Below are 25,639 nucleotides of genomic sequence, written 5' to 3' on the forward strand. Positions count from 1 at the left end.
TTTAAGCATGATTTCTATCGCGTAACCGAATGACTTATATCATTCTAATTAAGGGGTTAAGCGGGCTACATTCAAGCTCCCTTAAACACATGAAATTATGAACACCATAGATCTAGAAATGCCAAAGGCCACTACTATGAAAGTCAACAAAGAATCGAAAAAGCATACTAAATACGTTTATTCCTTTCACGAAGGTGATGGGAAAAACAAGAAGCTATTAGGTGGCAAAGGAGCCAACCTTTGTGAAATGACCCAGATCGGGCTCAATGTTCCTCCCGGGTTTGTTGTTACAACTGAAGCTTGCCTTACCTACCTGGAAACTTCGGATAAAAAATTACCGGAAGGCCTGATGAACCAGGTTCGGGAGAATATGAATGAACTGGAAAAGGCAACCGGCAAAAAATTCGGTGACGGAAAAAATCCGCTGCTGGTTTCTGTTCGCTCCGGATCGGCCATGTCGATGCCGGGAATGATGGATACCATTCTTAACCTGGGATTAAATTCTGAAACCCTGAAAGGCTTGATTCTTCAAACCGGAAATGAACGGTTCGGATATGATGCTTACCGCAGGTTTATTCAACTCTTTGGAAAAGTAGCCCTCGGAGTTCCTGACGAAAAATTTGATCATCATTTTGAAGAAATAAAGAAACGCGCGGGGGTGAAGGTTGATGTAGGATTGAGCACGGAAGACCTGAAAGAAATTTCTGCACGATTCCTGGCTGTGGTAAAAGAATTTACAGGTAAACCATTCCCGGAAGATGTATATGAACAATTGGAAATTGCTGTGAAGGCGGTATTCAATTCCTGGATGGGTAAGCGTGCCATCGATTACAGAAGAGAATTTAAGATTACCCCTGAGATGGCTAATGGCACTGCGGTAAATGTGGTAACTATGGTGTTCGGCAATATGGGTAACGACTGTGCCACCGGTGTTGGCTTTACCCGCGACCCTGGCACAGGTGAAAATATTATGTATGGTGAATACCTGACCAATGCGCAAGGCGAAGATGTAGTGGCGGGTATACGCACGCCCAAACCTGTTGTACAGCTGGCTACTGAAATGCCTGAACTGTATCGTCAGTTGGAGGAATTGCGCAGAAAGCTGGAATCACATTACAGAGAAGTTCAGGATTTTGAGTACACTATTGAAAAGGGAATTTTATACTGCCTGCAAACCCGCAACGGTAAAATGAATACTGTTGCCCTGGTGCGTACCTCTGTAGAAATGGAAGAGGAAGGATTGATTTCAAAAGAACAAGCCCTGCTCAGAATTAAACCTGATATGCTGGAGCAACTTCTCCATCCAAGGCTGGATGCTACCTATAAAGTTGAACCACTGGCCATTGGTTTACCAGCATCACCGGGTGCTGCTTCCGGTCATGTTGTGTTTGATGCCGATCGTGCTGAATTACTGGGTCGTTCTGGTGAAAAAGTTATTCTTGTTCGGGAAGAAACCAAACCCGAAGATATACATGGCTTCTTTGCTTCACAGGGAATCCTGACCAGCCGTGGCGGTAAAACTTCGCATGCCGCTGTGGTTGCCCGTGGTATGGGCAAACCCTGTGTTGCCGGTGCGGAAGGTATTAAAGTAGATGTAAAACTTCGTCAGGCAATTATAGGTGAAAAGATTTTGCATGAAGGTGATTACATTACCATTGATGGTGGTACAGGACATGTTTACCAGGGTGTTATCCCAACGGTTGATCCAGTGTTCTCTAATGAATTGAAAATGTTACTAGGTTGGGCCGATGAAGTAGCTCAACTGAAAGTATTTGCCAATGCAGATACCCCAGCTACTGCAAAGAAAGCGGTTGAATTTGGCGCCATGGGTATTGGACTTTGCCGCACCGAGCGCATGTTTAACGATGTTGACAGGCTGCCGATTGTGGTTGAAATGATTCTGGCGACTACACCAAAAGAACGTGAAGCCGCATTAAACCGTCTCAAAGACATGCAGCGTGCCGACTTTAAAGAAATCTTTACCGTGATGGCCCCACGCCCGGTAACGGTTCGGTTGCTTGATCCTCCTATCCATGAGTTTCTGCCAACAGAAGATGTATTGCGTGATGAACTGACTAACCTTCGCCATTTAAAAGAAACCGTAAGTGGCGTTACCAATCTGTTCAGCAGTTTACGGTTGTTAAATGCCGATCTGAACATTCCTGAAAAATCACCGGCTCCATTTACCTTAAGCGGAGCTGAGTTGGTTGAGTCAGCCATTTTGAAGAAAGAACAAATGCTGAAGAAAGTGAAGGAATTACATGAAGTAAATCCTATGCTCGGCCACCGTGGTGTGCGCCTGGGCATCACCTTCCCTGAAATTTATCGCATGCAGATTCAGGCCATATTGGAGGCCACGGCAGATTGCCAGGTGGCCGGCACGGATGTTCATTCCGAAATTATGGTGCCACAGGTTATTGCTGCTGAAGAACTTATTCAGGTGAAAGTATTTGTAGATGAGCTTAAGGCAAAACTGGAAGCCGAGCGGAAGATTAAACTGAATGTTAAGTACGGTACTATGGTGGAGGCAGTTCGTGCATGTCTTCAAGCTGAAGAGCTGGCTACTGTAGCTGAGTTTTTCTCCTTTGGAACGAATGACTTAACCCAGGCTACATTCTCCTTCTCACGCGAGGATGCTGAAAACAAATTCCTGCCTTTCTACATTACCAACCGGATATTAAAGGACAATCCGTTTGAAGTGTTAGACAAAAAGGGCATGGGTAAATTGATGAAGATGGCGGTTGAAAATGGTCGTGCTGCAAATCCTTCTTTGAAAGTCGGTATTTGTGGAGAACATGGCGGCCATCCTGAGTCCATTCAGTTCTGTCACGAAATCGGACTGAATTATGTTTCCTGCTCCGGTCCACGCGTGCCTGTAGCACGAATGGCGGTAGCGCATGCGAAGCTGGGTGAATCCAGGTATTCAAATAATTAAAAGAAGTTAACGTAAGAGTAAGAAAAGCCGGGCAATGCCCGGCTTTTCCTTTTAAGGAAGAAGAATTGCCAAAGAATTTATGAAACGGGCACGTGCTCAAGTTTATTGATATATGCAATAAAATAGGTTACTGCCTTATTGAAATTTTCCTGTGCTTTTCTGCTTAAGCCATGCTGTAACTTCCACTGCTTTCCGCTAATGGCCATGGTGTGTGCTTTCGGTTTTTTTCCAAACAAGTCCCAGGTTAGCCACAACACCATTTCTGGTTTCAGTTCATGGGTGGTGAAGGAGGAGGAGGGAGACGGCTCACAAACATGAAAAGAAAATCCATTGCGATATTGTTCACGCGAAGCGTCTACGAAAATTACATGATCATATTGGCTTATCAGATCAGCATCTTCAATTTGGAGCTGGTAACGATATTCGAAATCAAATAAATCATCGTGTGATACAAAAGTGTCAATGAATTTCCACCCGAGTGCATCATCGGAACGGCCATAATTTCCTATGCCGATCATTAGCGTCTTGTTAGTTTTTAATGTGTTCATTGATCAGTTCTCCTTTCTTATTATACACTTGTACTTGTAATGACATTTGTCCAAGTGCCTGTGTGGCACAACTCAGGCAAGGGTCGTAAGCACGTATGGCTACTTCAACCTGGTTAAGCATGCTATCCGTAATAGTTCCTTTCTGACTGATTACATTGTTGGCCACCCAGCGAACAGCTTTGTTCATGGCTTCGTTGTTATGGGTGGTTGATACAATTAGGTTACACCGGGTAATCATGCCTTTATCATCTACCTGGTAGTGGTGGGTAAGTGTGCCACGGGGTGCTTCAATAATGCCAATGCCCTCCATTCGTTTGGTGCCTTCACGCACCAGGTCATCACTTAGTATTTCATCATCATGGAGCAGTTCATCCATTATCTCAGCACAGTGTAAAAGTTCAATTAACCTTGCCCAGTGTGAGTACAGCGTGCTGTTGTTTACTTTGTTTCCTGTAAAGGCAACAAAAGCCTGCCGCTCTTTTTCGGCCAATGGTGTAGGAATAGCATTGCATATATTTATTCGCGCCAGCGGCCCAACTCTGTTCCAGCCTTTTTCCCGACCAATTTCTTTCAGATAAGGAAATTTCATGTACGACCAGCGTTCCACACCTTCCAGAAAATATTTTTGGTAGTCATTGGTAGAAACATCGGGCAACGTAATATTACCCATACTGTCAATGGCTCTTAACTTACCGTGGTAGAGCTCCATGTTTCCCAACTCATCCACCATGCCCATGTGTCCGGAAGGAAAAGTGGCAAATGTGTCGAGCATGGATCTGTTTTTTTCGAAGTAAGCCTTGATGAATTGAATCGTTTCAAGTGACCATTCCAGCATCGTTTTGATATTAGGAATATCTTTTCCGTTCAGGAAATAATCACGTTCCTCAGGATCAAAAACTTTATACATGCCCCCGGGAACGGCAGCCACCCCGTGTATTTTTTTGCCGGCAATTGCCCGGATAATCTCCTGACCAAATTTTCGCATGAGTATACCCTTGCGAGCCAGTTCTTTGTTCTCTATTGCTACGGCAAATACATTTCGTTTTTCTACCGGGGCATCAGTGCCAAACAAAAGATCAGGAGATGCGAGATAGAAAAAGTGCAGCGCGTGTGATTGGAATATTTGTCCGTAATGCAAAAGCTTTCTTAGTTTATAGGCTGCAGGACTAAGATATTCAGGCTCAACACCAACCAGCTGATCGATGGCTTTTGCCGCTGCCAGGTGGTGGCTTACCGGGCAAATACCACACAAGCGTTGAACCAATACGGGTGCTTCCCAATACGGCCGGCCCTGGATGAAGCGTTCAAACCCCCTGAACTCAACGATGTGAAAGAATGAATCCTCTACTTTTCCGTACTCATCCAGGTGTATGGTTACGCGGCCGTGGCCTTCCACACGCGTAACCGGATCTATAATTACTTTTTTCTTCATGTTAGTCGTACTTAAATTCAGAATACAGCAGGGAATAATCCTCACCCCACAACAAACTCTTCACTACTTTCCAGATGTGTGTAGCCGTTGGTGGGCATCCCGGTATCATATAATCTACTTTTACAATTTCGTTGCAGGAATAAATGCGATCCAGAATTTTAGGAAGGTCTTCGTGATAGGGAACCGTATTCTCGCCTTGTTCGCTGGTAACACAATTCAGATAGGCTTCTTCCAGGCATTCACCCAATGGAATGGTATTTCTCATGGCAGGTAATCCGCCCCACACGGCACACTCACCCATCACCACAAGTATATCGCACATCTCCCTGAATTTTTTTAGTGTTTCAATATTCTCGGTGTTGCAACAACCGCCTTCTACTATTCCCAGGTGACAACGCTGTGTAAAATTTTTAATGTCGGTTAGCGGTGATTTATTAAACGAAACCAGCTCTGCGATATCCATGATTTCTTCGTCAATATCCAGCATAGACATATGGCAGCCAAAGCAACCGGCCAGCGAAACGGTGGCAATGGTTTTCTTTTCGAAGTTTCCTTTGTTTGGTTTTTCCAGAATGTTGTGCTTGAATTGCTTTTGTGCTGACACCATGTCGAATGCCCGCTCGCCAAAAGGTTTAGCCATGCTTTTACCGCGAACGATTATAGCTCCGGTAGGGCAGATGTTCATGGCATTAATGGCTTGCTCATCGGTAAGCCTGGCTTCCTGTTCGTAGTCAATGCCTATCATGGTTTCATTACCTCTGTTAAGCGACATAAATACCCGCTTTTCATCTTTAGTTAGTACCTCTTCAATACAGCGCTTGCATTTAATGCACCGGTTGTGTTCCATGATCATGCGCTTGGGTTGGTAATCAATCAAATGATCTTTAAACAGGTGCGGGAAGCGCGTTACGGAAATACCCAGTTCATACCCCATGTGTTGCAAATTGCAGTTACCACTTTTTTCGCAAGCGGGGCAAAAGTGATTGCCTTCCGAAAACATCATTTCAACCAATGCTTTTCGCATGTCTACCAATTCTGGAGTATTTACTTCCACCTGCAACCCTTCATGTATGTAGGCAGTACAAGCCGGGTCATTCCGTCCGTTAATTTTACATGTACACGTGCGACAGGTACCCAGTGGAGGGTCAATGTGCTGGAAGTAACAGAGTGATGGAATAAACACACCGTTTTCTTTCGCTGCGTCAATCAGGTTAGTACCTTCTTCAGCTTCATATTTTTTTCCGTCAATCCAAAATGAACAAGTTGCCATGGGATCAGGGTTTATAGCGTTCGTAGTCGGCCACGGCCAACTGGTGATTAAATTTTCTGATAATGCTGTTATCCGTTTTTGCAAAGCGTCCGGTGAAGTAATCATCAAATTTCTCCAATGATTGGATAATTGAATTGGTGGCTGTCTTACCTAAGCCACAACGACTGGTGGTTTTCATCAGGGTTCCCCAACTTTTTAATTCTTTCAGGTCATTCATGTCGGCCAATCCATTTTGCAGACGTTCCAGCTTTCGCTGGATGATAAAATTCCCGGCCCGGCAAGGCGTGCACACACCACACGATTCATGCTTAAAGAATTCGGAGAAATTCATGAGGATGTGCACGATATCTCGTTCGCTGTTGAAAATCATAAAGGATCCTCCGCATCGTATATCTTTTTGATCCTTCAGGTCAAGCATAGAGATACGTCTGAATTTTTCTTTGATGGAAATGGGCTCACCGGAAGGGCCGCTTACCTGTATGAAGTACGGATCTTTAGCGCCACATAATTCCAGTAACTCGGCTATGGTAAGGCCCCATTCAATTTCATAAATGCCAGGGCGTTCACAATCGCCAGAAATGCTAATGAGTTTCGTACCGGGCGAGCCTGGGATGCCGCGTTTCAGGTATTCATCAGCGCCAAGCTGAAGAATGCGTGACACCGCTGCAAATGTTTCAACGTTATTGACAACGGTTGGTAATTGCAGGTAGCCTTTTTCTACGGGATAAAACCATTTTGTTCGGGGTTCACCCCGTTTTCCCTCCATGGATTCCAGCAGGGCGGTTTCCTCTCCACAAACGTAGGCGCCAGCACCCAACTCCACGCGGATATCAAAATCAAAACCTTCAATGCCGGCAATGGATTTCCCTAGTAAGCCCTGCGCATGAAATGCTTCAATTTCCCCTTCCAGCTTTTTCGCCAGCCAGCGATATTCCCCGCGCAGGTAAATCATACCGTATGATGCACCAACTGTGTAAGCGGCCACGATCATTCCTTCTATTACTGAGCCAGGTTGATTGCTTAATAATACCCTGTCTTTGAATGTTCCGGGTTCGCCTTCATCGCCATTGCAGATAATAAACTTGGGAGTGGCCGCGTAGTTTCGGCAGGTATCCCACTTTTTCCAGGTGGGAAAAAAGGCACCACCCCTACCGGAAAGTTCTGAACGTTTTAACTGCTCCAATACTCCATCTTGTTTCAATGTTGCCAATTTTGCAACGGCTTCACCTCGTGTATAGGGTGCAAAAAATATCGTTCGATTATTAGCAGGTGTATACCGGATATTGTTTTGTGGAACATCATAAATCTCTGCCGCTGTCTTTCCTTCCTTTAGCTGATTGATAATTGCTTTCACCTTGAGCGCATTGAGGTTGGTGAAGGGATAAAAGTCAATAAGTGCGGCAGGTTCATGATCACTCAATCCGATGCAAGGTGTAGCAAATAAGCCAAACGTTCCGCTGGGATCTGTAAACCCTAAGCGTGCTCCTGTTTCACGTTCGAACGTTTCGCGTATGCGTTGGTATCCTTTTAGCTCGGCAATAACGCTGTTGTTCAGGTATATAGTGTGTTTACCTGCGGGTTTCAGATGGAAGAAGTGATAAAACGAGACGACACCCTCTATTTCAATGGCTGATAACTTGTGCTGATCGGCCAGTGCTTTAATTGACTCCTTTGTGATGTATCTATCGCGAAGTTGGTATTGCCATAATTCCGATAGGAGTTTTGAACGTTCTGGTTCAACCGCGAATAATTTTTGATGTAGGGCAGTGCTCATAAACAGTCCGTTAGCAGACTGTTTAAATTGAGCAATCCGGGGTTAATAATGAATGATAAAAGTCATGCAAACGATTTCCAAAAACTAATTTTTATCGCAGGGATAAGTGGAAAAATCATTCTATGATTTCGGTGGCAAACTCAACCTGATCAGGTTAAGGACAGCTACAGAGGCCATGCGAATGTTAATCATCCGGTCTTTGGAAAGCTGAAGCTTTCGGGTAACCGTTTGGTGTTTGTCGGAATAGGCAATCCACACGGTGCCAACCGGTTTTTCGGGTGTTGCACCACCGGGGCCTGCAATGCCACTGGTGGCAACCCCTATGTTGGTATTGAATTTTGCACGAACAATATTGGCCATTTCAATGATGGTGGGCTCACTTACGGCTCCGTATTTTTCCAAGGTTTCGGGCTTAACACCCAGTTGCCTCATTTTTATTTCGTAGGCGTACGGAATCATACTGCCTAGAAAATAATCTGAACTTCCCGGAACAGAGGTTATGAGGTGTGAGAGGTAACCGCCCGTACAACTTTCTGCAATGGCTATGGTTAGTTGGCGTTCGCGGAGTAAGTTTCCAATTACACTTTCTAAAGGCTCTTCGCCATAACCATAAATGTAATTATCGGTATACGGTTTAAGCTTATCCACCCATTCAGCAATTTCCAGTTTTAATTCTTCTACTGAATCGCCAATTCCGGTTAGCCTCAGTTTTACTTCACCGAGGCTTGGTAAGTAAGCCAACTTTATGTGCCCCGGTAATGATTTTTCCCATGGTGAAATTTTATCCGCAAGAAATGATTCCCCTATGCCGATTGTTTTGATTATCTGATGATGGATAACAGGTGTCTTGTATTTTTTTAACAACATAGGGATCACGGAATCCGTCATCATCTTTTTCATTTCATGTGGCACACCGGGCATCGACATTAAAACTTTGTCGCCCTTATTGAACCACATACCCGGTGCGGTGCCAAGGGTATTGGTTATTTTTGTACAAGCTGTAGGCAATGCAGCTTGCTGTCTGTTTAGCTCGGTGAGCTCCCGCCCGCGGCTTTTAAACAATTCGGTTATCTCAGCCAAAGCTTCCTGATTGATTTCCAACCCGCACTTAAAGTACTTGCATAAACAAGGTTTCGTCAGGTCATCGCTTGTCGGGCCCAGGCCACCGGTAATTAAAATAATATCTGCGCGGTTTTCAGCTTCAGCAAAGGCTGTGAGTATCTCCTGTTCAATGTCACCAACCGTTGTTCTGCGGATAACTTTTATACCGACTTTATCGAGTTCTCCGCTTATCCAGTGTGAGTTGGTATCGAGGGTTTGGCCGTACAAAAGTTCATCGCCTATGGCGAGTATTTCGGCAAAGATTTTTTTCATAGAAGCTGTAAAACCCAAAGATGAGACAAAAATCAAATATTGAATATTTTGTTGCCTCGATTCTGTATATTTTCCTACTAATTCTCCACACATGGATAAATTTTCGGCATTGGATTGGCAAAAGCAGATATACCTGGGCGGATTTGCTGGAAAGAAGGCTGCTCTTAAAATTAACATTCAGCATTTGGAAGAGTCTGCACGGCTGCGCATGTCACCCGAGGCTTTTGCCTATATAGCCGGGGGTGCCGGGAATGAAAGTACCATGCGGGCTAATCGTGAAGCTTTTGAAAAATACAAAATCGTGCCGCGCATGCTCAGGAATGTGGGTGAACGTGACACGCGAATAGAGTTATTTGGCCATACCCTGGCCTCTCCATTTTTGTTATCGCCAATTGGTGTATTGGAAATGGTGCATAAAGAAGCCGATGTTGCCGTTGGCCGTGCTGCGGCAACATTAGGTGTACCCTATATTTTTTCAAACCAGGCCTCCCGGCCTATGGAGGAAGTAGCAGCAGTCATGGGCAATGCCCCTCGTTGGTTCCAATTGTATTGGAGTAAGTCGAATGATTTGGTTGCAAGTTTTGTAAAACGGGCGGAGCGTTGTAGTTGTTCGGCCATTGTGGTTACACTGGACACAACCATGCTGGGTTGGCGTACCCGCGACCTTGAAATGGCATACCTGCCTTTTCTTGAAGGTAAAGGAATTGCTCAATATACTTCCGATCCTGTTTTTCAGAAGTTAATGGATGAGCCAGCATCAGGCGATCGGCCAAAACGCACCATCACCTGGCAAACCTTACGAGGATTGATAAGCATGGTGAACAATTATCCAGGTTCAGGATTTTTTCAAAAGCTCCGGTCAGGAAACCCCATGCGTGCAGTTCAAAAATTTATCAGCACTTACTCGAATCCATGCACCACATGGGATGACCTTCACTTTCTTCGTGAACAAACCAAACTGCCCATTATATTGAAAGGGATACTACATAGTGATGACGCCCGCAAGGCAGTAGATTTTGGTGTTGACGGAATTCTGGTTTCAAACCATGGCGGGCGACAGGTAGATGGTTCCATCTCAACGCTGGAAGCACTTCCCTCGATTGTAGAAACAGTAAACGGACGAATACCGGTTTTGCTGGATAGTGGAGTTCGTGGTGGGGCTGATGTATTTAAAGCGCTCGCCTTGGGCGCAAAAGCTGTTTGTATAGGCCGACCCTATGTTTATGGATTAACGCTTGCCGGGGAAGCGGGCGTGTACGAAGTGTTGCGCAATTTTATGGCTGATTTTGAACTTACCATGGGACTTACAGGTTGCAAGAACGTTGCTGAAATAACCCGCGAAACCCTACTATAGTGCTGTAGTATTTTGGGATTTGTTCGGTAATTTAGGCGCCTTAAATAACAAAATTATGAAGCAACTGGGATGGTTTATGGTTATTGTTTTAACTGCGTGTACAACCACACAGATTAACCAGGCGTTGGGAGATTTAAACAAATCGGTAGGAGGCAGCCAACCCTTAACTACTGCAGAAGTTGCCGAGGGATTGAAAGAGGCACTTATTAAAGGTATATCTACAGGGTCGGATCAGGCTTCACAGTTGGATGGTTTTTTTAAAAACCCACAAATAAAAATCCCCTTTCCGCCCGATGTAAAACGTGTTGAGGACAGGCTCCGCCAAATGGGTTTAGGTGGTGAAGTGGATAAATTTGTAATGACCCTAAACCGTGGAGCAGAAGATGCCGCCAAAGAGGCAAAGCCTATTTTTATCAGTGCCATCCGGCAGATGACCATTCAGGATGCCTGGAGTATTTTAAAAGGTGAAGAAAATGCAGCTACCGAATACCTGAAACGCACTACCTCTGCCCAACTCTATGAAAAGTTCCAGCCTGTAATAGCCAATTCGTTAAATAAGGTAAATGCTACTAAATACTATGGTGATCTTGTAGGAACCTACAATAAGATACCGATGGTGGAAAAAGTTAACCCTGATTTGAATGACTATGCTACCAATAAGGCCATGGATGGATTGTTCTTATTGATTGCCGGTGAGGAGAAAAAGATCCGGGAAGATCCATTGGCCCGTACCACAGATTTACTAAAGAGAGTTTTTGGTTCACATAAATAGATTATCTCAATTATTATTTTCGATCAATTTAATTCTTGATTAACAAATTCAATTATGACATTATTTGAAAAGCATAGAGTATTATTGAACAATGGAATTGAAGCACTTCATAAGCGTACATTCTTTGCCGCTTATCCGGAGCATCCGGCACCTGCCATTTATGGGGAAACAGCTGATGCTGACGGACAGGGGAAATTTAAAGCTCGGTTGAACACGAAGTTCGAAGAATTGAAACAAGAAGGTGCAACAAACTGGATAGGTGTTGAGGAGTCGCCTTACACACAGGAACCGTTAGGCATAAAGTATCCTGCCTTTCCAATAGATACCTTGGTTAGCCGTGCTAAAAATGCTTACCATAGTTGGCGCAAAGTGAGCGCCCAGGATCGTGCCGGAATTTTAATTGAATCCCTAGAGCGTGTAAAATCACGATTTTTTGAAATCGCCTATGCCACCATGCACACTACAGGGCAGGGGTATATGATGGCTTTCCAGGCATCCGGCCCACATGCAGCTGATCGCGCGCTGGAGGCCATTGCCTCAGGTTACGAAGAGCTACAACGTTTTCCTGCATCAACCTTGTGGGATAAACCCATGGGAAAATTCAACATTCAATTGAATAAAGAATGGCGCGCTGTACCAAAGGGTGTTTCCCTGGTCATTGGGTGCTCAACCTTCCCTACGTGGAACACCGTTCCGGGACTTTATGCAAGTTTGGTAACCGGTAATCCGGTGATTGTTAAGCCACATCCGGGTGCAGTATTGCCTATTGCTATTGTTGTGGCAGAAATTCAAAACGTGTTAGCAGAGAATAATCTGGATGCCAATATTTGTCAACTTGCGGTTGATACATTCGACAATACGATAACAAAACCATTGGCCGAGCATCCTGACGTAAAGTTGATCGACTTTACGGGTAACTCACTGTTTGGAAGTTACCTCGAAGCTTTGCCCGGCAAAATGGTATTTACCGAAAAGACAGGTGTGAATTCTGTTATTCTTGATTCTGTGGCCGATGCAGATAAAGTAGCTGGTAATCTGGCATTCTCTGTATCGCTATATTCTGGCCAAATGTGCACTGCTCCACAGAATTTTTACATACCTGAAAGCGGCATTAAAACACCCAATGGACATGTAAGCTTTGAAGAATTTGCTCAAAAACTTGTTGATAATATCAATGGCCTCGCGGATAACCCAAAGGCAGGCCCTTTTGTGTTGGGCGCTATTCAAAATAAAAATACATGCGCGCGGGTTTTAGAGGCTGAAAAAATTTCCGGTAAAGTTTGGTTAAGGTCACGGAGCATTGAAAATCCAATGTTTAAAAATGCACGGACAAATACACCAGTAGTCATTGAGGTTAGTGCCTCCAATAAAGAAGCATTCAGTAAAGAATTATTTGGCCCGATTGTAGTATTGATTAAAACCAAAAGCACGGATCAGTCAATTAAATTGGCACAGGAAATGGCCTTGCATCATGGGGCAATATCCTGTGGTGCGTACACTACGGATGCTTCTGTTCGTGAGAGAATAGCAGATGAAATGGCCTTGGTGGCCACACCGGTATCGTTTAACCTGGTGGGTGGAATTTATATGAACCAAAATGCAGGCTTTTCAGATTTCCATGTTACCGGAGGAAATCCATCCGGAAATGCTTCGTTTACAAACCCTGAGTACGTGGTGAAGCGGTTTACCTGGGTAGGTCATAGAGAGCCAGTACATGCGGGTTAAGAAGACAGACTCCTCAGATGCCGTGCGAGGAATTCGCAGGCTGTAGCGGAACTTGGAGAGGGTAATTATTATAATTCGAAGGCTTTTGTCTTATCTTGTGTTGTATATAATTCATATCAATGTTCATATCTATCCGAAAATTCATTCGTTTTGTAAATATTGTCCATTCTGTGTCGTCCCGAAAAATGGCTGGCAACGTTTTGGGTTTGTTTAGTGGCGGATAAATCCAACGAATTTGTCCGCCTTATACGAATATAAATAAACTTGCTGACACTACGGGCGACTGTGTCGCCCGCCATTAAACAAACACGGTGTTGCCAGCTGGCCCGCCTACTGTTTTATTTCAGTTGGTCCTGATTTTAATTCCTTTTCCAACAACTCCTTAATCTTTGGAACTAAATTCTTTAGTGTCAAATAACTATTGTCGGAGGCATTTAGAACGATAACCGCAATCGTATACTTTTTGAAATTCTGTTGGTATTGAAGATTCTTGTCAAACGTCAATAGAGCTTCAAACTTATTTTCAATTAAAAGCTCCAATAATTTTCCATTTGTAATTCCAGTCCAACCCTTGTCTGCTGCTGTGTAAATTTCGTGTTCATTTAAATCGTTCTTCAGTCTTTTAGGTAAGTTCTCGTCAAGCAGCAGTCTCATAAATCTGTTCAATATTCTTAGAAGTCAAAATTTTACTTGCTATCTCGATTACTGCTATAGCTTGTTCCTTTGTCACAGTAGGAAAATCACTTAAAAATTCGTCTAACGAAATTCCTTTTTCCAAATGGTCAAACAATGTCTGAATAGGTACTCTAGTCCCTTTAAAAACCGGGTTTCCTGAAAGGATTTCCTTGTCAATGTTTATATAGTCCTTTACTTTATACATATTCCAAATTTACAAATTATTTGTCACTTTTTTGTCGTGGCGGGCTTGCTGGCAACGTGGGTGCATATTGCGTGGCGTTTATGAAATGCGCAATGTCCACCGTTGCAGAACGAAGATAGGAGAGAAGCGCGAATTAGCCAAGCGTCCCCCGCCATGCAATATGCACAGTGTTGTGCACCGTGCATTCTGTCGAACGTTATAAAGAAACGGGTTTGTCTACCGTCACCAAGCGTTATCATGAAACCAAGTCCTTGTCGCCCGAAGTAGACAGATGTACGGTGTCAACACGTGCGCGCGGGCAAAAACCTAAACCGTCTGCGGACGATAATTTTGATTATCAAGCCGAAAACCGTCCGCGCACACGTGTCCCAATTTGTCTTTTGATACAGTCGCGGAACCGTCTACCGAAGCCGACATTGTCTCGCAGTCAGCGAACGTAATTTTGAAACTTTATTGTCGCGCGATGGCAGTGGAGATGAACGGAATAGAAAGCGTGTCTGCCGAAAACTACGGTTGAAAAACGGTTTATGAATTTAATGTTGTCACCCATTGCGAAGCCCGCAATTCGCATGGTGCACAACGTTTGTGTTTATTATGCTGGCGTTTGCGAAGCCGCCAGTATCCGCGTGGGAAAACGTTGTTACGCAAATGTATTAAATAATTGGTCGTCCACCGCCAGTAGCACAAACACGCTGTTGTGGGGCGTAGGTCTTATCCTAGTTTTTTCTTTGGGTCTTGTCTAACGTCAAAGAATGAAAGGATTATAATCTTGTTATCTCTTATTCTATAGAGTATCCTTGTCTGGCGTGATAATTGAAAACCTCTAATGTCGTTGTTTTCAATTTGTCCCATTAACGGGTAATCTTTAAGAAGTTTGAAAATTTCATCAACTTTTTGAACAAACTCTTTAGCTGTCCTTTCTCCCCATTTTTGTTTTATATAATCTACAATTGAGTCGAAGTTTCTCTCGGCTCTTGGGGTAACAAAAACTTGCATTAATATTTCTTCTTAAGGGTGTCCCAGTCGATTAAATTTTTGTCGTTTTGAGACTCCTCATATGATAAATAAACTTCCTTTTTTTGTTCTTCGGTCAGAGTTTTCCATATCTGTCCTTCTTTTGCGGTTTCTCTTTGCTTTAGAAAGTCATAAATTGTCCGCAACAACTGCTCGTTTTCGATTCTGTCCAGGATTTTGTGTAGGTCTGATTTCAGCTCAATTGTCCCCATGTCATTCTTTTTTTAGTAAGTCAAATTTACGTCTTTTTACTCAATTTTTTCTCGACCGACCTATGCCCCACAACGTCTGTGTTTCTGCAGTGGTGCCTTTCCGAAGCCGCGTCCTGTCCCACGAAACCAAACGTTGAACGAAGATAAAACTTTATACCAACTCGTCACGGCACCATTGCAGAAATATGCTGTTGGGCGCTGGCCGTTTTGTCGACCGTTTAAATTTTACGAGTCGTTGTCGGCCGTCAAATCTTGTTAGTCCAACGTTACTTAGTCCACCGTTCACTTTGAGGTCAGACGAAACGGTCAGCGAACATAAATTAATTCTTTAGTCCTTTGTCACCGGAAATTCTTCCAGGTCAAGAACCATTGAGTGAACTTCAATGTCAAACCAGTCAGTAAACATTTTATAAGTCCTGTTTGTCGGCCAACCTGACTCGTCAGTGTACCAGTCGTTAAGTTCGTTAACAAATATGTTGTCAAAGTTCTTTTTAATCCATTTTTTAATGTCCTCGTTGCTCCCCATTAATTGTCAACAAAAAAATCACCGTGATGAGAAAAAATATTGTCTTCATCAATTAATTTCTAATTGGTTGTCGAGTGGCCATTGCGCCCAACGTTTGTGTTTCTGCAGTGTGGGGAATAGGAGCGCTAAAAAATGAAGCGAAGCGGAATGTTTAGCGCAACCATCTCCAAACTGTCCATCGTTACTGAACGAAATTAAGAAATTACTTTTTATACACACACCGAACCCCCACATTGCAGAAACTTTTTGTTGGCAGTAGTGCCGCTATGCTGTTACTTTTTTCTTGGTAGTCAACTTTCTTGTCTGCTTGCGTGTTGCGCTTTTCTTGGCCTTCAGCATTTTAATTACTTCGCTTATTCTTTTCTCTTCGTCTTTTGTCAACGGTCCAACACCACCAATGAAGTCCACGTCCAATTCTTTTTTTCTTGTTCTCATAATTCCGTGTTTTTAAAATATTTGTCCAGCAACTTTAAAGCTGCTCTTGTTTCTATAATCATTAATCGTCCACCTGCATGGAAGGCTCCTAGTGTGTCAATGTAGTGATTGATTAATTGGGTCTTTGAAACGAATGAAATGTTTCCTTCAAACCCACGTTGAAATGAAAGTCTACATGCAAAGTTGGTTCAATTCAAATTTCCAGTCAAAAACCCATCCGTTTTTCTTAGTAATGGTTTTTAAGTCTTCCCTTGTCAGGTGGATAATACTGGTCGTAAAGCTGTCGCCCGTAATCCTGTTTTCAATGGAGTTTGTCAGCTTATCAATGACGAAATTCAGTCCCTTTGTCGTCCGTTTTTTCACTCCACAATTTACTTATTTTTACTCACTTTTTTCGGAGGGATTTTCTGTCCAGTGGCATTACTGCCAACGGTTTGGGTTTGTGACGGCTGCGGCTTTCGAAGCACGTTCTTGTCCCCGTTGCAGAAACGAATTTAAGAAAACTAAACTTCATACCAACATCAAAAAAGCAGCTGGCACAAACCTGGTGTTGCCAGCTGTGCACGTCAACCACACTATTTTAGTAAGGCCTCAATTTTTTCAGTCATAATACAACTAGGGTCGTCAAAAATCACCTTGTCCGGAAAGTTTTTAAGTCGGTAAGATGCCAACATGGTACAATGGAATAGTGTATCTTTTAAAGTAATTCCAGTTAGAAAGATTTCTTTTACTTGTCTGTGTAAGCTCCCCATTTTTAGGACAACTCTAAATTAGGAAATTTATTCATTGTTATTGTTGTAACCGGTTGTGGGTTTGTGGGAAACTCGTTTCGAGTTTCCCATAAATCCACGGCCAGCATGTCCGCAGGACTGCGCCCTTCGAGCGCATCATGTGGACGGTCATAGTTGTAATCATTCATCCACTCATCAGCTAGGATTCTTACCTGGATAAGGGATTCAAATAAGTACGCATCGAGAACATCTCTTCGGAAGCTTCCATTGAAACGCTCGATGTATGCATTCTGTGAAGGCTTGCCCGGTTGAATAAACTGAAGCTGGATGTTGCGTTCTTCGCACCATAGGCCGAGTTTGCTTGAGATGAATTCGGGGCCATTATCAACCCTGATTCGCTGTGGTTTTCCTCTCCATTGAATGACTTGTTCAAGTACCCGTATCACTCGCTCAGCCCGTAGCGAAGTATCAACTTCAATAGCAAGGGCCTCACGGTTAAAGTCGTCCAGCAAGTTGAGTACTCTGAACTTGCGACCCGATAGAAGGGAATCACTCATAAAGTCCATCGACCAGCTTGCATTGATGTGGCTAACAGCCTCCAGGGGCTGAAGAACGCGTGCTGGTAATCTCCTTTTTCCTTTTCGTTTCATATTCAACTTCAATAATTTATACACCCGATGGATGCGTTTGTGGTTCCACAACAATCCTTCTTTCCTTATCCTGAAATACATTTTCCAAAATCCTTCGGTAGGCCGTTTCTCAGCTAAGTTCTGGAGTTTATCAATCACCGCATGATCGTCCGTCTTACTTCGATAGTAGTAAACCGAACGTGAGAGATCCATCACTTCACAGGCCCGACCGAGGCTGACTTGAAAAGTCGTTCTCAGATAATCTACACGGGTTCGCTTCTCAGCGGGCCTTAGAACTTTTTTCCCAAAACGTCTTTGAGCATCTTGTTGTCCAGCGCCAGGTCACCATACATCTGCTTGAGCTTCCGATTTTCTTCCTCAAGCTCCTTAACGCGCTTAAGTTCGTTCATCTCCATACCTCCGTACTTAGCCTTCCAATTATAAATAGTGGCTTTGGACACTCCGTGCGAACGGGCAATGTCCTGGATGTTTTTGCCAGCATCAAACTCCTTGAGAATAGTGAAAATCTGGGCTTCGGTAAATCGTGTTCTTTTCATTTTTAACAGTTTAAAGTTAGACCTTTTGTCTAATTCAAAACTGTCCTATTTTCGGGGGAGCTTACACAACCGTTAATGATTTTAGGACGCGTCTGGCTCCACTTATACAAAACGTTGTCGGTTTGGTCAGTCTGTGTCGATTAATTGTCCGAAAGAATTTTTTAGAGTCGATTTTTCAAATTTTCCTTCACCAAACCGAAAAAAATTCGCGTGTGTCGCACGCGGCACTGAATTTTATTAAAGCCCTTTACTTTTTACTTAAAAGTCTGAAACTTTCCCGCGTGTCCGCGTACACGGACTAATTAAAAGTCAAAGTCATAAGTCGTGTTGGCGCAATTTGTTAATTAACTTCAATTGTATCTCGTCTGATTTCAAAAGGGGTTTCATTAATTTGAAAAAAGTGCTTTCCGGTCTTGGTTGGTCTGAAAGTTATCGTGGTATCCGTGTAGACCATAACAGTCGGACAGTCACCGTGCGATTTGAATCTAGCGGTGGCTTTTAGAAGATAATGTCTGTCTTTGGTTTCTATTAACTTGATTTTTAAATCACTATGGCAGCCATTTGTCGCTTGAGCTTTTAACTCTAATTCAATGTCCTGATTTAATGTCCCATTTTGAGGAATTGATGACTCGTAGATGTCAATAGTAACAATTTTGTTCACGTAATTAACTGGCTCACAAGAAAAGATAACTATCACAAAGTGTAAGAATAGGTATTTATTCACTTGTCTCATGTTAGTTAGACACTTTATGTCCTTATTTGGTTGTACTTTTTGTTGTCCGCGTATTGGCGCTAACGTTTGGCTATTTGCAGTGGCTGGCTTTTGAAACCATATTTATCCACCGTGACCAAACGTAGTAGCGAAGATAAAACTTAATACTTACACTTCACCCAGCCATTGCAAATAGCTGCTGTTATGCACCGTTTTTATACCTCTCCTCTAAATGTTTGTCCTTGTCGAACGTCTTTTTCTCAATATCAACTAATATGTCCGTCAATGAATATTCTAATTTCTTAGCCATTGGCTGGGCGTCATGAACTAAAGAGTAAACATTTAATTTTTTGTCTGTCGCTAAATAGTTACCGTCTTCCAAGTCGTAGAATGCATAGTAAGTCCGGTTGCCGAAATCAATGTCGAATATGTCGTCAGGATTCAATCTACTTTTTAAATTGTCTCCAAGTCGCTCGTAAAACAAGTCTATCTCCGAAGGTGGATAGTTCACTGGTGTCCTTTGAAGATTTTTGCTTTCAATTCTCCTTAAATCAAACTCTTCAATCTCATAATTTGAATTCTCAATTCTTAGGCCAGCTAGGTAGTTGTCATGAATCAAGAATTCAACATTTACATAGTCGTTCTGTTTCTTGGAGTAAATTCTCTGTCCCGAAATTTTATAATTCTGTCCTCGTTTTTTAAAGTCATTCAATGTTGTCCCAGGATACCCAACTGTCAGGAACTTGAAACCTGGAAATAAAACCCAGTCACTTATATTGAGTAAGTTGGTCCTTCTTCTTTGTTCTTTCAGTTCATTAAAGTCGTCAGATAAACTGTTTGTTAAACTCGTCACTAACGTAGTCCATTCTTGTCTCTGAACCTTAAACTTGTAAGGTGGAAATACTCGTCCGATTATTTTTTGTAGTCCTGTCATTCGTTTAAAAATGGTGCATAACGTTTGTGTTTGCGCAGTGGTGGGACTTTGAAACACTTCACTGTCCCACGTGACCAAACGTTGAACGAAGATAAAAACTTATAGCTTACATCAAACCCAACCATTGCGCAAACATTTTGTTGTGGGTTCGTGCCGCCCTTGGAGAATCTGAGCACGGATGCAAAGGCTTAGGATTTATGCATCGGCATGTGCGGCCTTTGCATTGGTGCGATTAATCAGCTTGTCTTTAGTCCAACTGATTGTAGATACTTTTTAAAATTCTCAAGATTTTTAACACAGTATCCGTAGTCCACCTGTTTAAGTCTTTCAAAAGTTTCAAAGTCTGTTATGCCGTCATACCTGGCTGTCTGAGAATACTGATAGAGTGAGTTGTATTCTCTCCATGCACCCTTAGATATGGGCATCGATGGGTTTGGTCTGTCTGGGTTTATATTGCGTTCAATTTCATAGTGAGTGTCTCCGATACTTATACCTTTTTGGTCTGCAAGACCTTGGAGAAGATGAATTGCCTGATAAAATAGAACGGTTATTTTCCAGTCAAAAAATCTGTCAGGGAATTGCTCACAGATACAGTCATGGAATTTAGCATTATGCTCTGCCTGAAGAATGTGATTTTGCAATTCTTTCAAGATTAAGCTCAGAGATTTTATTTACTTTCCCAATCAATTCAACAGGGACGAATTGAAAGTAAATTGGATAACGAGTGTTGATGTCCAATTTGTTATACCACTCAAAAAATTCAAAAACAGACGTGCGGTTTTTGATGTTGTCCTCCTTCAAAACAATTGAATAGTACAAGGCATTGTTTGCATTTTTTGTCAAATGCACAGATGAAAGCAATTCAGTTTTGCTCTTAAAAAATCCTTGTACAACTTTAGAAATCAAGTCTTTCACTTGTTGGTCAATGTTTGTTGAACTTTGCAAGACACTCTCTAAAGGGTTGTTCATAAACCCTTCAATCTGCTCAGCCAGTTTTGTCTTCTTACCTATTTTGTCGAATAGCTCATAGCTATTATCCACCTCCTCCTTGAATCTTTCAAGATGCTCCTGAAGAAGGTATAATATAGCTTTAAGCTGCTGAACTTGAGAGTCCTTGGCAGTTGGAGTGGAGTCTAATATTTCTCCATTACTTTTATTCATAGTTAAAGTCTAAGCTTTAAAAAGGACCACAAATGTATAACGAAAAGTAGCAATTTTTGAGTCAATATTTCAAGTGTTTTTTAGGGGCTAAAAGTGACACTTAAATTTGCACGTCATTTTTGCCTCGAAATTTGGCCTAAAAAACCGAAAATGTCCTTTTTTAAGCAAATTTCATATAATTTGGTTCTAAAACTAAATCTGAGGTTAAGTCGTCCGGCTGGGATGTGCGGCAGCAAGAGCAGGCTCTTTTTGCTTGCTTTGGTGTCAGGGAGGGATGAGCGGCAAGCAAATGTGCCTGTGCGCGAATGGAGCCACTCTGTCCCTGGCGGCATGACCCACAACGTTTTAGTGTTTGCTTAGTGGCGGATAAATCCAACGGATTTGTCCGCCTACACCGAAGGTAGTAAAAAAACGAAAACTATGGGCGACTGTGTCGCCCGCCATTAAGCAAACACGGTGTTGGCAGCTGGCCACTTAGTCCAGTCCCTTTTTAAGTTCAATAATTCTCTTTGAAAATAACTTTTCTGAATAGTCGACATGTTCCTTAGTCCCCCGAGTTAGAACTATTTTTTTCTTGTCATTAAATCCAAATGAGAATTTACTGTCTGCTTTGTCACTTGTTTTAAGTCTTAAACCACTTAAGAATTTAATCATTTCGTCTTCCGAAAAAATCATGAGTACATGGTCATACCAGTCATTTTTTCTTACACTCCTTGATTTCTCTTTCCTTGTCGGGTTTGTGATAAAGAGTCCAAAGAGTATATAAAAGTCAGCAAGTCCCTTTTCTATTTTAAACTTGCTAAACCATGTGTAATTTTTGTAGCGGATAATTGTCTCATTTTTGGGTGGTTTTGGGTTGTAAGTCCGTGAACCCTTTACTTGAATTGTCAAGCATTTTTTTGTCTTGTTATTATACATCAACAAGTCAAACCCTTTTTGTTGTCTTGTCGAAGGAATTAGTATTGAATAACCGTCTCGCTTGTTGAATTTTTTCTCCAACTCATTTATAACCATATTTTCTGAAAACGGTAATGTCAGTATAGGGTCCATTTTTTATTTTTTAGTGGCTTGCTGCCAACGTGGGTGCATATTGCGTGGCGTTTATGAAATGCGCAATGTCCACCGTTGCAGAACGAAGATAGGAGAGAAGCGCGAATTAGCCAAGCGTCCCCCGCCATGCAATATGCACAGTGTTGTGCACCGTGCATTCTGTCGAACGTTATAAAGAAACGGGTTTGTCTACCGTCACCAAACGTTATCATGAAACCAAGTCCTTGTCGCCCGAAGTAGACAGATGTGCGGTGTCAACACGTGCGCGCGGGCAAAAGCCTAAACTATCTGCGGACGATAATTTTGATTATCAAACCGAAGACCGTCTGCGCACACGTGTCTTAATTTGTCTTTTGATACAGTCGCGGAGCCGTCTACCGAAGCCGACATTGTCTCGCAGTCAGCAAACATAATTTTGAAACTTTATTGTCGCGCGATGGCAGTGGAGATGAATGGAATAGAAAGCGTGTCTGCCGAAAACTACGATTGAAAAACGGTTTATGAATTCAATGTTGTCACCCATTGCGAAGCCCGCAATTCGCATGGTGCACAACGTTTTGGGTTTGTTTAGTGGCGGATAAATCCAACGGATTTGTCCGCCTACACGAATATAAATAAACTTGCTGACACTACGGGCGACTGTGTCGCCCGCCATTAAACAAACCTGGTGTTGGCAACTGTGCGCTATTACACTCCAGTCCGTATATTATTTATTTTCCAAAAAATATTCTTTTTATGTCGTTGCAAAGTCATTGTTGTCTGTCCGTGTACTTGCTTTTTATTGTCAGTCAGATAAAAAAGTGTCATTGTAACTTCAACTATTTTTCGATTTAGTTTTTTGATTTTAGTCACATTTGCTCCATCTATTGGTTCCATTCCACCAATAAACTCATAGCGATTACAGAAGTCACACTTGATGTTTTCAAATTGGTCTAAGTCGGTAAAGTCTTTAAATCTCTCGTATGGAATAGTTTTTAAATTACCTTGACAGTCTTTAAAGTTTTTAACTAAGTCGTTTATTAATTCGTCAGTAAAGAAGTTGTCTTTAAGTCCATTACGATAATTTGTAAAATCGAGGTCCGTCATGCCGTCTGCTGTCCTTACAAATTGAGGATTAAAGTCTTTTATTTCATTTTTTTTTATAAGGTCGATATACCAATCAAAAAAGGATTCGCACCGAATTTTAATTCGAAGGGAGTCAGTCGTTGTAACCCTTGTTTGTCCAAGTACAGTGGAGCAGGTCAATAAAGTCAGAAGGATAAATACAGATTGTTTGTTCATCCTATTTTAGGTCGAGAATTTTTTTGCGCATTGTTGCCAACGTGGGTGCATATTGCGTGGCGTTTATGGAATGCGCAATGTCCACCGTTGCAGGACGAAGATAGGAGAGATGCGCGAATTAGCCAAGCGTCCCCCGCCATGCAATATGCACAGTGTTGTGCACCGTGCATTCTGTCGAACGTTATAAAGAAACGAGTCTAAGTCTACAGTTATAAAATGTTATCATGAAACCAAGTCCTTGTCGCCCGAAGTAGACAGATGTGCGGTGTCAACACGTGCGCGCGGGCAAAAGCCTAAACTATCTGCGGACCATAATTTTGATTATCAAGCCGAAAACTGTCTGCGCACACGTGTCCCAATTTGTCTTTTGATACAGTCGCGGAACCGTCTACCGAAGCCGACATTGTCTCACAGTCAGCAAACGTAATTTTGAAACTTGATTGTCGCGCGGTGGCAGTGGAGATGAACGAAGTAGATTGCGTGTCTGCCGTTAACTACGATTGAAAAACGGTTTATGAATTCTACGTTGTCACCCATTGCGAAGCTCGCAATTCGCATGGTGCACAACGTTTTGTGTTTATTTAGTTGCGGGAGTAGGAGGGCTTAAAAATGGAGCGTAGCGGAATGTTAAGCCCGACTTGCTCCGCAACTGTCCGCCTACAGCGGACTAAATTAAGAAACCTATTTGAATAAGGACACAATACCCCGCAATTAAATAAACACGGTGTTGTGTGTAGTGCCGCATCAACCCACTCTTTTGGCAGTCGTTCTTTTTCTTGTCTTTAAGGTTGTCCTTTTTGACGCTGTTTTTTTAGCACTAAGTTTCTTTAATCGTTTAGCTTTATGCTCTCGAATAAATTTACTCAATAGTTCTTCTTCCTTTTTTGTTAAGGGTCTACTCTTAATCACAAAGTCAACTCCTTCTGGTTCTTTAATTAGTCCCATAGCTTTATTCTTTAAAATATTTGTCAACTAAAATTTGTGCAGGGTCAGTCGAAATTACCATTAGGTGTCCACCGAAATGGTAGGCTCCTAAAGATTTCTCGTAATGGTCAATAAGCTTGGTTTTTGAAAAGAATGAAACAAATCCTTGAAGTCCATTCTTAAATGATGTCTTACAAGCAAATGCTACTAAATTCCCTGCTACTCCTTCGTAAATCTTATTTTGTCCAATGTTGAACGGGGCACTTTCAAGTAAGTGCATGAATACATTATCTGTCCTAATTGTAAAACTTATTAGTCCTTGAATTACTGTCGGATTATTTACAATTGTCAATTTATAAACTTCTCGGTCGTTTTGCCTTAATTCCTGAGCCCAATTAAATGACCAACCTTTCTTCTTGGTCACCGTCTTAAGGTCGGCCTTTGTCAATCGGGTTATATCGGTGTCAAAACTGTCCCCTGTAAAGGTATTTACAATGGAGTTTGTCAGTGAGTCAATCTCAAAATCTAAGTGTATTTTCTGTCGTTTTTTCACCTCACAATTTAATCATTTTCACTCACTTTTTTAGGACGGATTTTCTGTCCAGCGGCATTACACACAACGTTTGGCTATTTGCAGTTGCGGGTATAGGAGGCTTTAAAAATGGAGCGCAGCGGAATGTTAAAGCCGACCTGCTGTAAAATTGTCCCCCGTGACCGAACTACATTTTGAAACATAAACTTTAATTTAACATGAAACCCCGCAATTGCAAATAGCTGCTGTTGTAGGCTACCGCGCCTACACCTTATTTTTTATTTGTTCAAAAACGTCAACTAGATATTTGTCGTACGTGTAAGAAATGTCCACTCCAAAGAATTCCTTAGTCTTTGAAATTGTGTCCTGCTTGAATTTGTCAACGTTGTCTGTCCCATTCATGGTTTCAAAGTCAGTTAAACTGCTTTGGTCTGATACAAAACAGTCATAGTAACTCAGTCCAATTACCTTTTCAAAAAAGTCCACTGCTATGTCCTCGTAGCTGTCTAAGACTTCAGTTAATGCAAATTGCAAAGGAACTCTTGTCCCAGGTCTCGGCAGTTTATTATTGCCCTTAAATAATTTGAAGCTTTCTTTCAGATTTTCCAAAGCCTTCTCTTTCGTCTCCCCATATCCAACCATTGCAACCCAGTATATTACTTTAGCTCCAAATTTTACTTTGTCTTCTCCAGCATTCTCGTTACGGTATATTTCAATAGGATAGTCGTCAATGTCCCAGTCCTTTTTGAAGTAAGATGTCAGTCGTTTAATTATTTTCTCCATTGATAAATTGTCCCGCGCGGTTGCCTACAACGTTTGTGTTTCTGCAGTGGTGCCTTTTCGAAGCCGCGTCCTGTCCCACGAAACCAAACGTTGA

22 protein-coding genes and 2 pseudogenes are annotated in these 25,639 nt (G+C 42.4%); 4 read left to right on the plus strand and 20 right to left on the minus strand.

Annotated elements, in window-relative coordinates; genetic code table 11:
• The first annotated feature begins 97 nt into the window (after window positions 1-97).
• On the plus strand, window positions 98-2,935 hold the full coding sequence (ppdK, locus tag KIT51_04605; protein ID UYN87545.1) for a pyruvate, phosphate dikinase: 2,838 nt from the start codon (window positions 98-100) through the stop codon (window positions 2,933-2,935).
• A 77-nt stretch (window positions 2,936-3,012) separates the two neighbouring features.
• Here the strand turns inward: ppdK and KIT51_04610 are convergent, their stop codons facing one another.
• From KIT51_04610 to KIT51_04630, 5 genes are all read right to left on the minus strand, one after another.
• Window positions 3,013-3,453, minus strand: a complete 441-nt coding sequence (locus KIT51_04610; GenBank protein ID UYN87546.1) for a hypothetical protein — start codon at window positions 3,451-3,453, stop codon at window positions 3,013-3,015.
• 10 nt (window positions 3,454-3,463) lie between these two features.
• Window positions 3,464-4,915, minus strand: coding sequence for a Ni/Fe hydrogenase subunit alpha (locus tag KIT51_04615; protein UYN87547.1), 1,452 nt, complete (start codon window positions 4,913-4,915; stop codon window positions 3,464-3,466).
• Window position 4,916: 1 nt separating this feature from the next.
• Window positions 4,917-6,185, minus strand: a complete 1,269-nt coding sequence (locus KIT51_04620; GenBank protein ID UYN87548.1) for a (2Fe-2S)-binding protein — start codon at window positions 6,183-6,185, stop codon at window positions 4,917-4,919.
• Window positions 6,186-6,189: 4 nt separating this feature from the next.
• Window positions 6,190-7,959 (minus strand): NAD(P)H-dependent oxidoreductase subunit E, encoded by a 1,770-nt coding sequence (locus KIT51_04625; GenBank protein UYN87549.1) that lies wholly within the window; start codon window positions 7,957-7,959, stop codon window positions 6,190-6,192.
• Between the two features lie 120 nt (window positions 7,960-8,079).
• Window positions 8,080-9,333, minus strand: a complete 1,254-nt coding sequence (locus tag KIT51_04630; GenBank protein UYN87550.1) for a competence/damage-inducible protein A — start codon at window positions 9,331-9,333, stop codon at window positions 8,080-8,082.
• 91 nt (window positions 9,334-9,424) lie between these two features.
• Here KIT51_04630 and KIT51_04635 point away from each other — a divergent pair, with 91 nt between their 5' ends.
• From KIT51_04635 to paaN, 3 genes are read left to right on the plus strand one after another with little or no spacing between them, the layout of a single operon-like run.
• Window positions 9,425-10,687 carry a lactate 2-monooxygenase gene (locus tag KIT51_04635; GenBank protein UYN87551.1) on the plus strand — a complete coding sequence of 421 codons (1,263 nt, stop codon included), beginning with the start codon at window positions 9,425-9,427 and terminating at the stop codon, window positions 10,685-10,687.
• Between the two features lie 55 nt (window positions 10,688-10,742).
• Window positions 10,743-11,459, plus strand: coding sequence for a DUF4197 domain-containing protein (locus KIT51_04640; protein UYN87552.1), 717 nt, complete (start codon window positions 10,743-10,745; stop codon window positions 11,457-11,459).
• Window positions 11,460-11,513: 54 nt separating this feature from the next.
• Entirely contained in the window at window positions 11,514-13,184 is a 1,671-nt protein-coding gene (gene paaN / locus KIT51_04645) for a phenylacetic acid degradation protein PaaN (GenBank protein UYN87553.1), read from the plus strand.
• A gap of 330 nt (window positions 13,185-13,514) precedes the next feature.
• Here the strand turns inward: paaN and KIT51_04650 are convergent, their stop codons facing one another.
• The 15 genes and pseudogenes from KIT51_04650 to KIT51_04720 form a co-directional block, all read right to left on the minus strand.
• On the minus strand, window positions 13,515-13,838 hold the full coding sequence (locus tag KIT51_04650; GenBank protein ID UYN87554.1) for a DUF5615 family PIN-like protein: 324 nt from the start codon (window positions 13,836-13,838) through the stop codon (window positions 13,515-13,517).
• Window positions 13,822-14,064, minus strand: coding sequence for a DUF433 domain-containing protein (locus KIT51_04655; GenBank protein UYN87555.1), 243 nt, complete (start codon window positions 14,062-14,064; stop codon window positions 13,822-13,824). Before KIT51_04655 ends, KIT51_04650 begins: the two co-directional genes overlap by 17 nt.
• A 711-nt stretch (window positions 14,065-14,775) precedes the next feature.
• A complete protein-coding gene (locus KIT51_04660) occupies window positions 14,776-15,060 on the minus strand; it encodes a type II toxin-antitoxin system RelE/ParE family toxin (GenBank protein ID UYN87556.1) in 285 nt (94 codons plus the stop codon).
• Entirely contained in the window at window positions 15,060-15,290 is a 231-nt protein-coding gene (locus KIT51_04665; protein UYN87557.1) for a hypothetical protein, read from the minus strand. The genes KIT51_04660 and KIT51_04665 overlap by 1 nt, the downstream gene beginning before the upstream one ends.
• Before the next feature lie 790 nt (window positions 15,291-16,080).
• A complete protein-coding gene (locus KIT51_04670; protein UYN87558.1) occupies window positions 16,081-16,251 on the minus strand; it encodes a hypothetical protein in 171 nt (56 codons plus the stop codon).
• Window positions 16,248-16,614, minus strand: a pseudogene (locus tag KIT51_04675) (hypothetical protein). The gene KIT51_04670 and the pseudogene KIT51_04675 overlap by 4 nt, the downstream one beginning before the upstream one ends.
• Window positions 16,615-17,104: 490 nt before the next feature.
• Window positions 17,105-18,168, minus strand: a pseudogene (locus tag KIT51_04680) (IS3 family transposase).
• A gap of 914 nt (window positions 18,169-19,082) precedes the next feature.
• Entirely contained in the window at window positions 19,083-19,814 is a 732-nt protein-coding gene (locus KIT51_04685; GenBank protein UYN87559.1) for a hypothetical protein, read from the minus strand.
• A 236-nt stretch (window positions 19,815-20,050) separates the two neighbouring features.
• Window positions 20,051-20,464: a hypothetical protein gene (locus KIT51_04690; GenBank protein ID UYN87560.1), complete on the minus strand. Its 414-nt coding sequence runs from the start codon at window positions 20,462-20,464 to the stop codon at window positions 20,051-20,053.
• Window positions 20,424-20,975 carry a hypothetical protein gene (locus tag KIT51_04695; protein UYN87561.1) on the minus strand — a complete coding sequence of 184 codons (552 nt, stop codon included), beginning with the start codon at window positions 20,973-20,975 and terminating at the stop codon, window positions 20,424-20,426. The genes KIT51_04690 and KIT51_04695 overlap by 41 nt, the downstream gene beginning before the upstream one ends.
• Window positions 20,976-21,449: 474 nt before the next feature.
• The gene (locus KIT51_04700) at window positions 21,450-22,025 is read right to left on the minus strand and encodes a hypothetical protein (GenBank protein UYN87562.1); all 576 of its coding nucleotides are present in this window, start codon (window positions 22,023-22,025) and stop codon (window positions 21,450-21,452) included.
• 687 nt (window positions 22,026-22,712) lie between these two features.
• A complete protein-coding gene (locus tag KIT51_04705; protein UYN87563.1) occupies window positions 22,713-23,306 on the minus strand; it encodes a hypothetical protein in 594 nt (197 codons plus the stop codon).
• Window positions 23,307-24,050: 744 nt separating this feature from the next.
• Entirely contained in the window at window positions 24,051-24,251 is a 201-nt protein-coding gene (locus KIT51_04710; protein ID UYN87564.1) for a hypothetical protein, read from the minus strand.
• Window positions 24,252-24,255: 4 nt separating this feature from the next.
• A complete protein-coding gene (locus KIT51_04715) occupies window positions 24,256-24,783 on the minus strand; it encodes a hypothetical protein (protein UYN87565.1) in 528 nt (175 codons plus the stop codon).
• Window positions 24,784-25,026: 243 nt separating this feature from the next.
• Window positions 25,027-25,545 (minus strand): hypothetical protein, encoded by a 519-nt coding sequence (locus tag KIT51_04720; GenBank protein UYN87566.1) that lies wholly within the window; start codon window positions 25,543-25,545, stop codon window positions 25,027-25,029.
• Window positions 25,546-25,639: the final 94 nt, after the last annotated feature.

This window comes from Cyclobacteriaceae bacterium, from assembly GCA_025808415.1.
Taxonomy (GTDB): domain Bacteria; phylum Bacteroidota; class Bacteroidia; order Cytophagales; family Cyclobacteriaceae; genus UBA2336.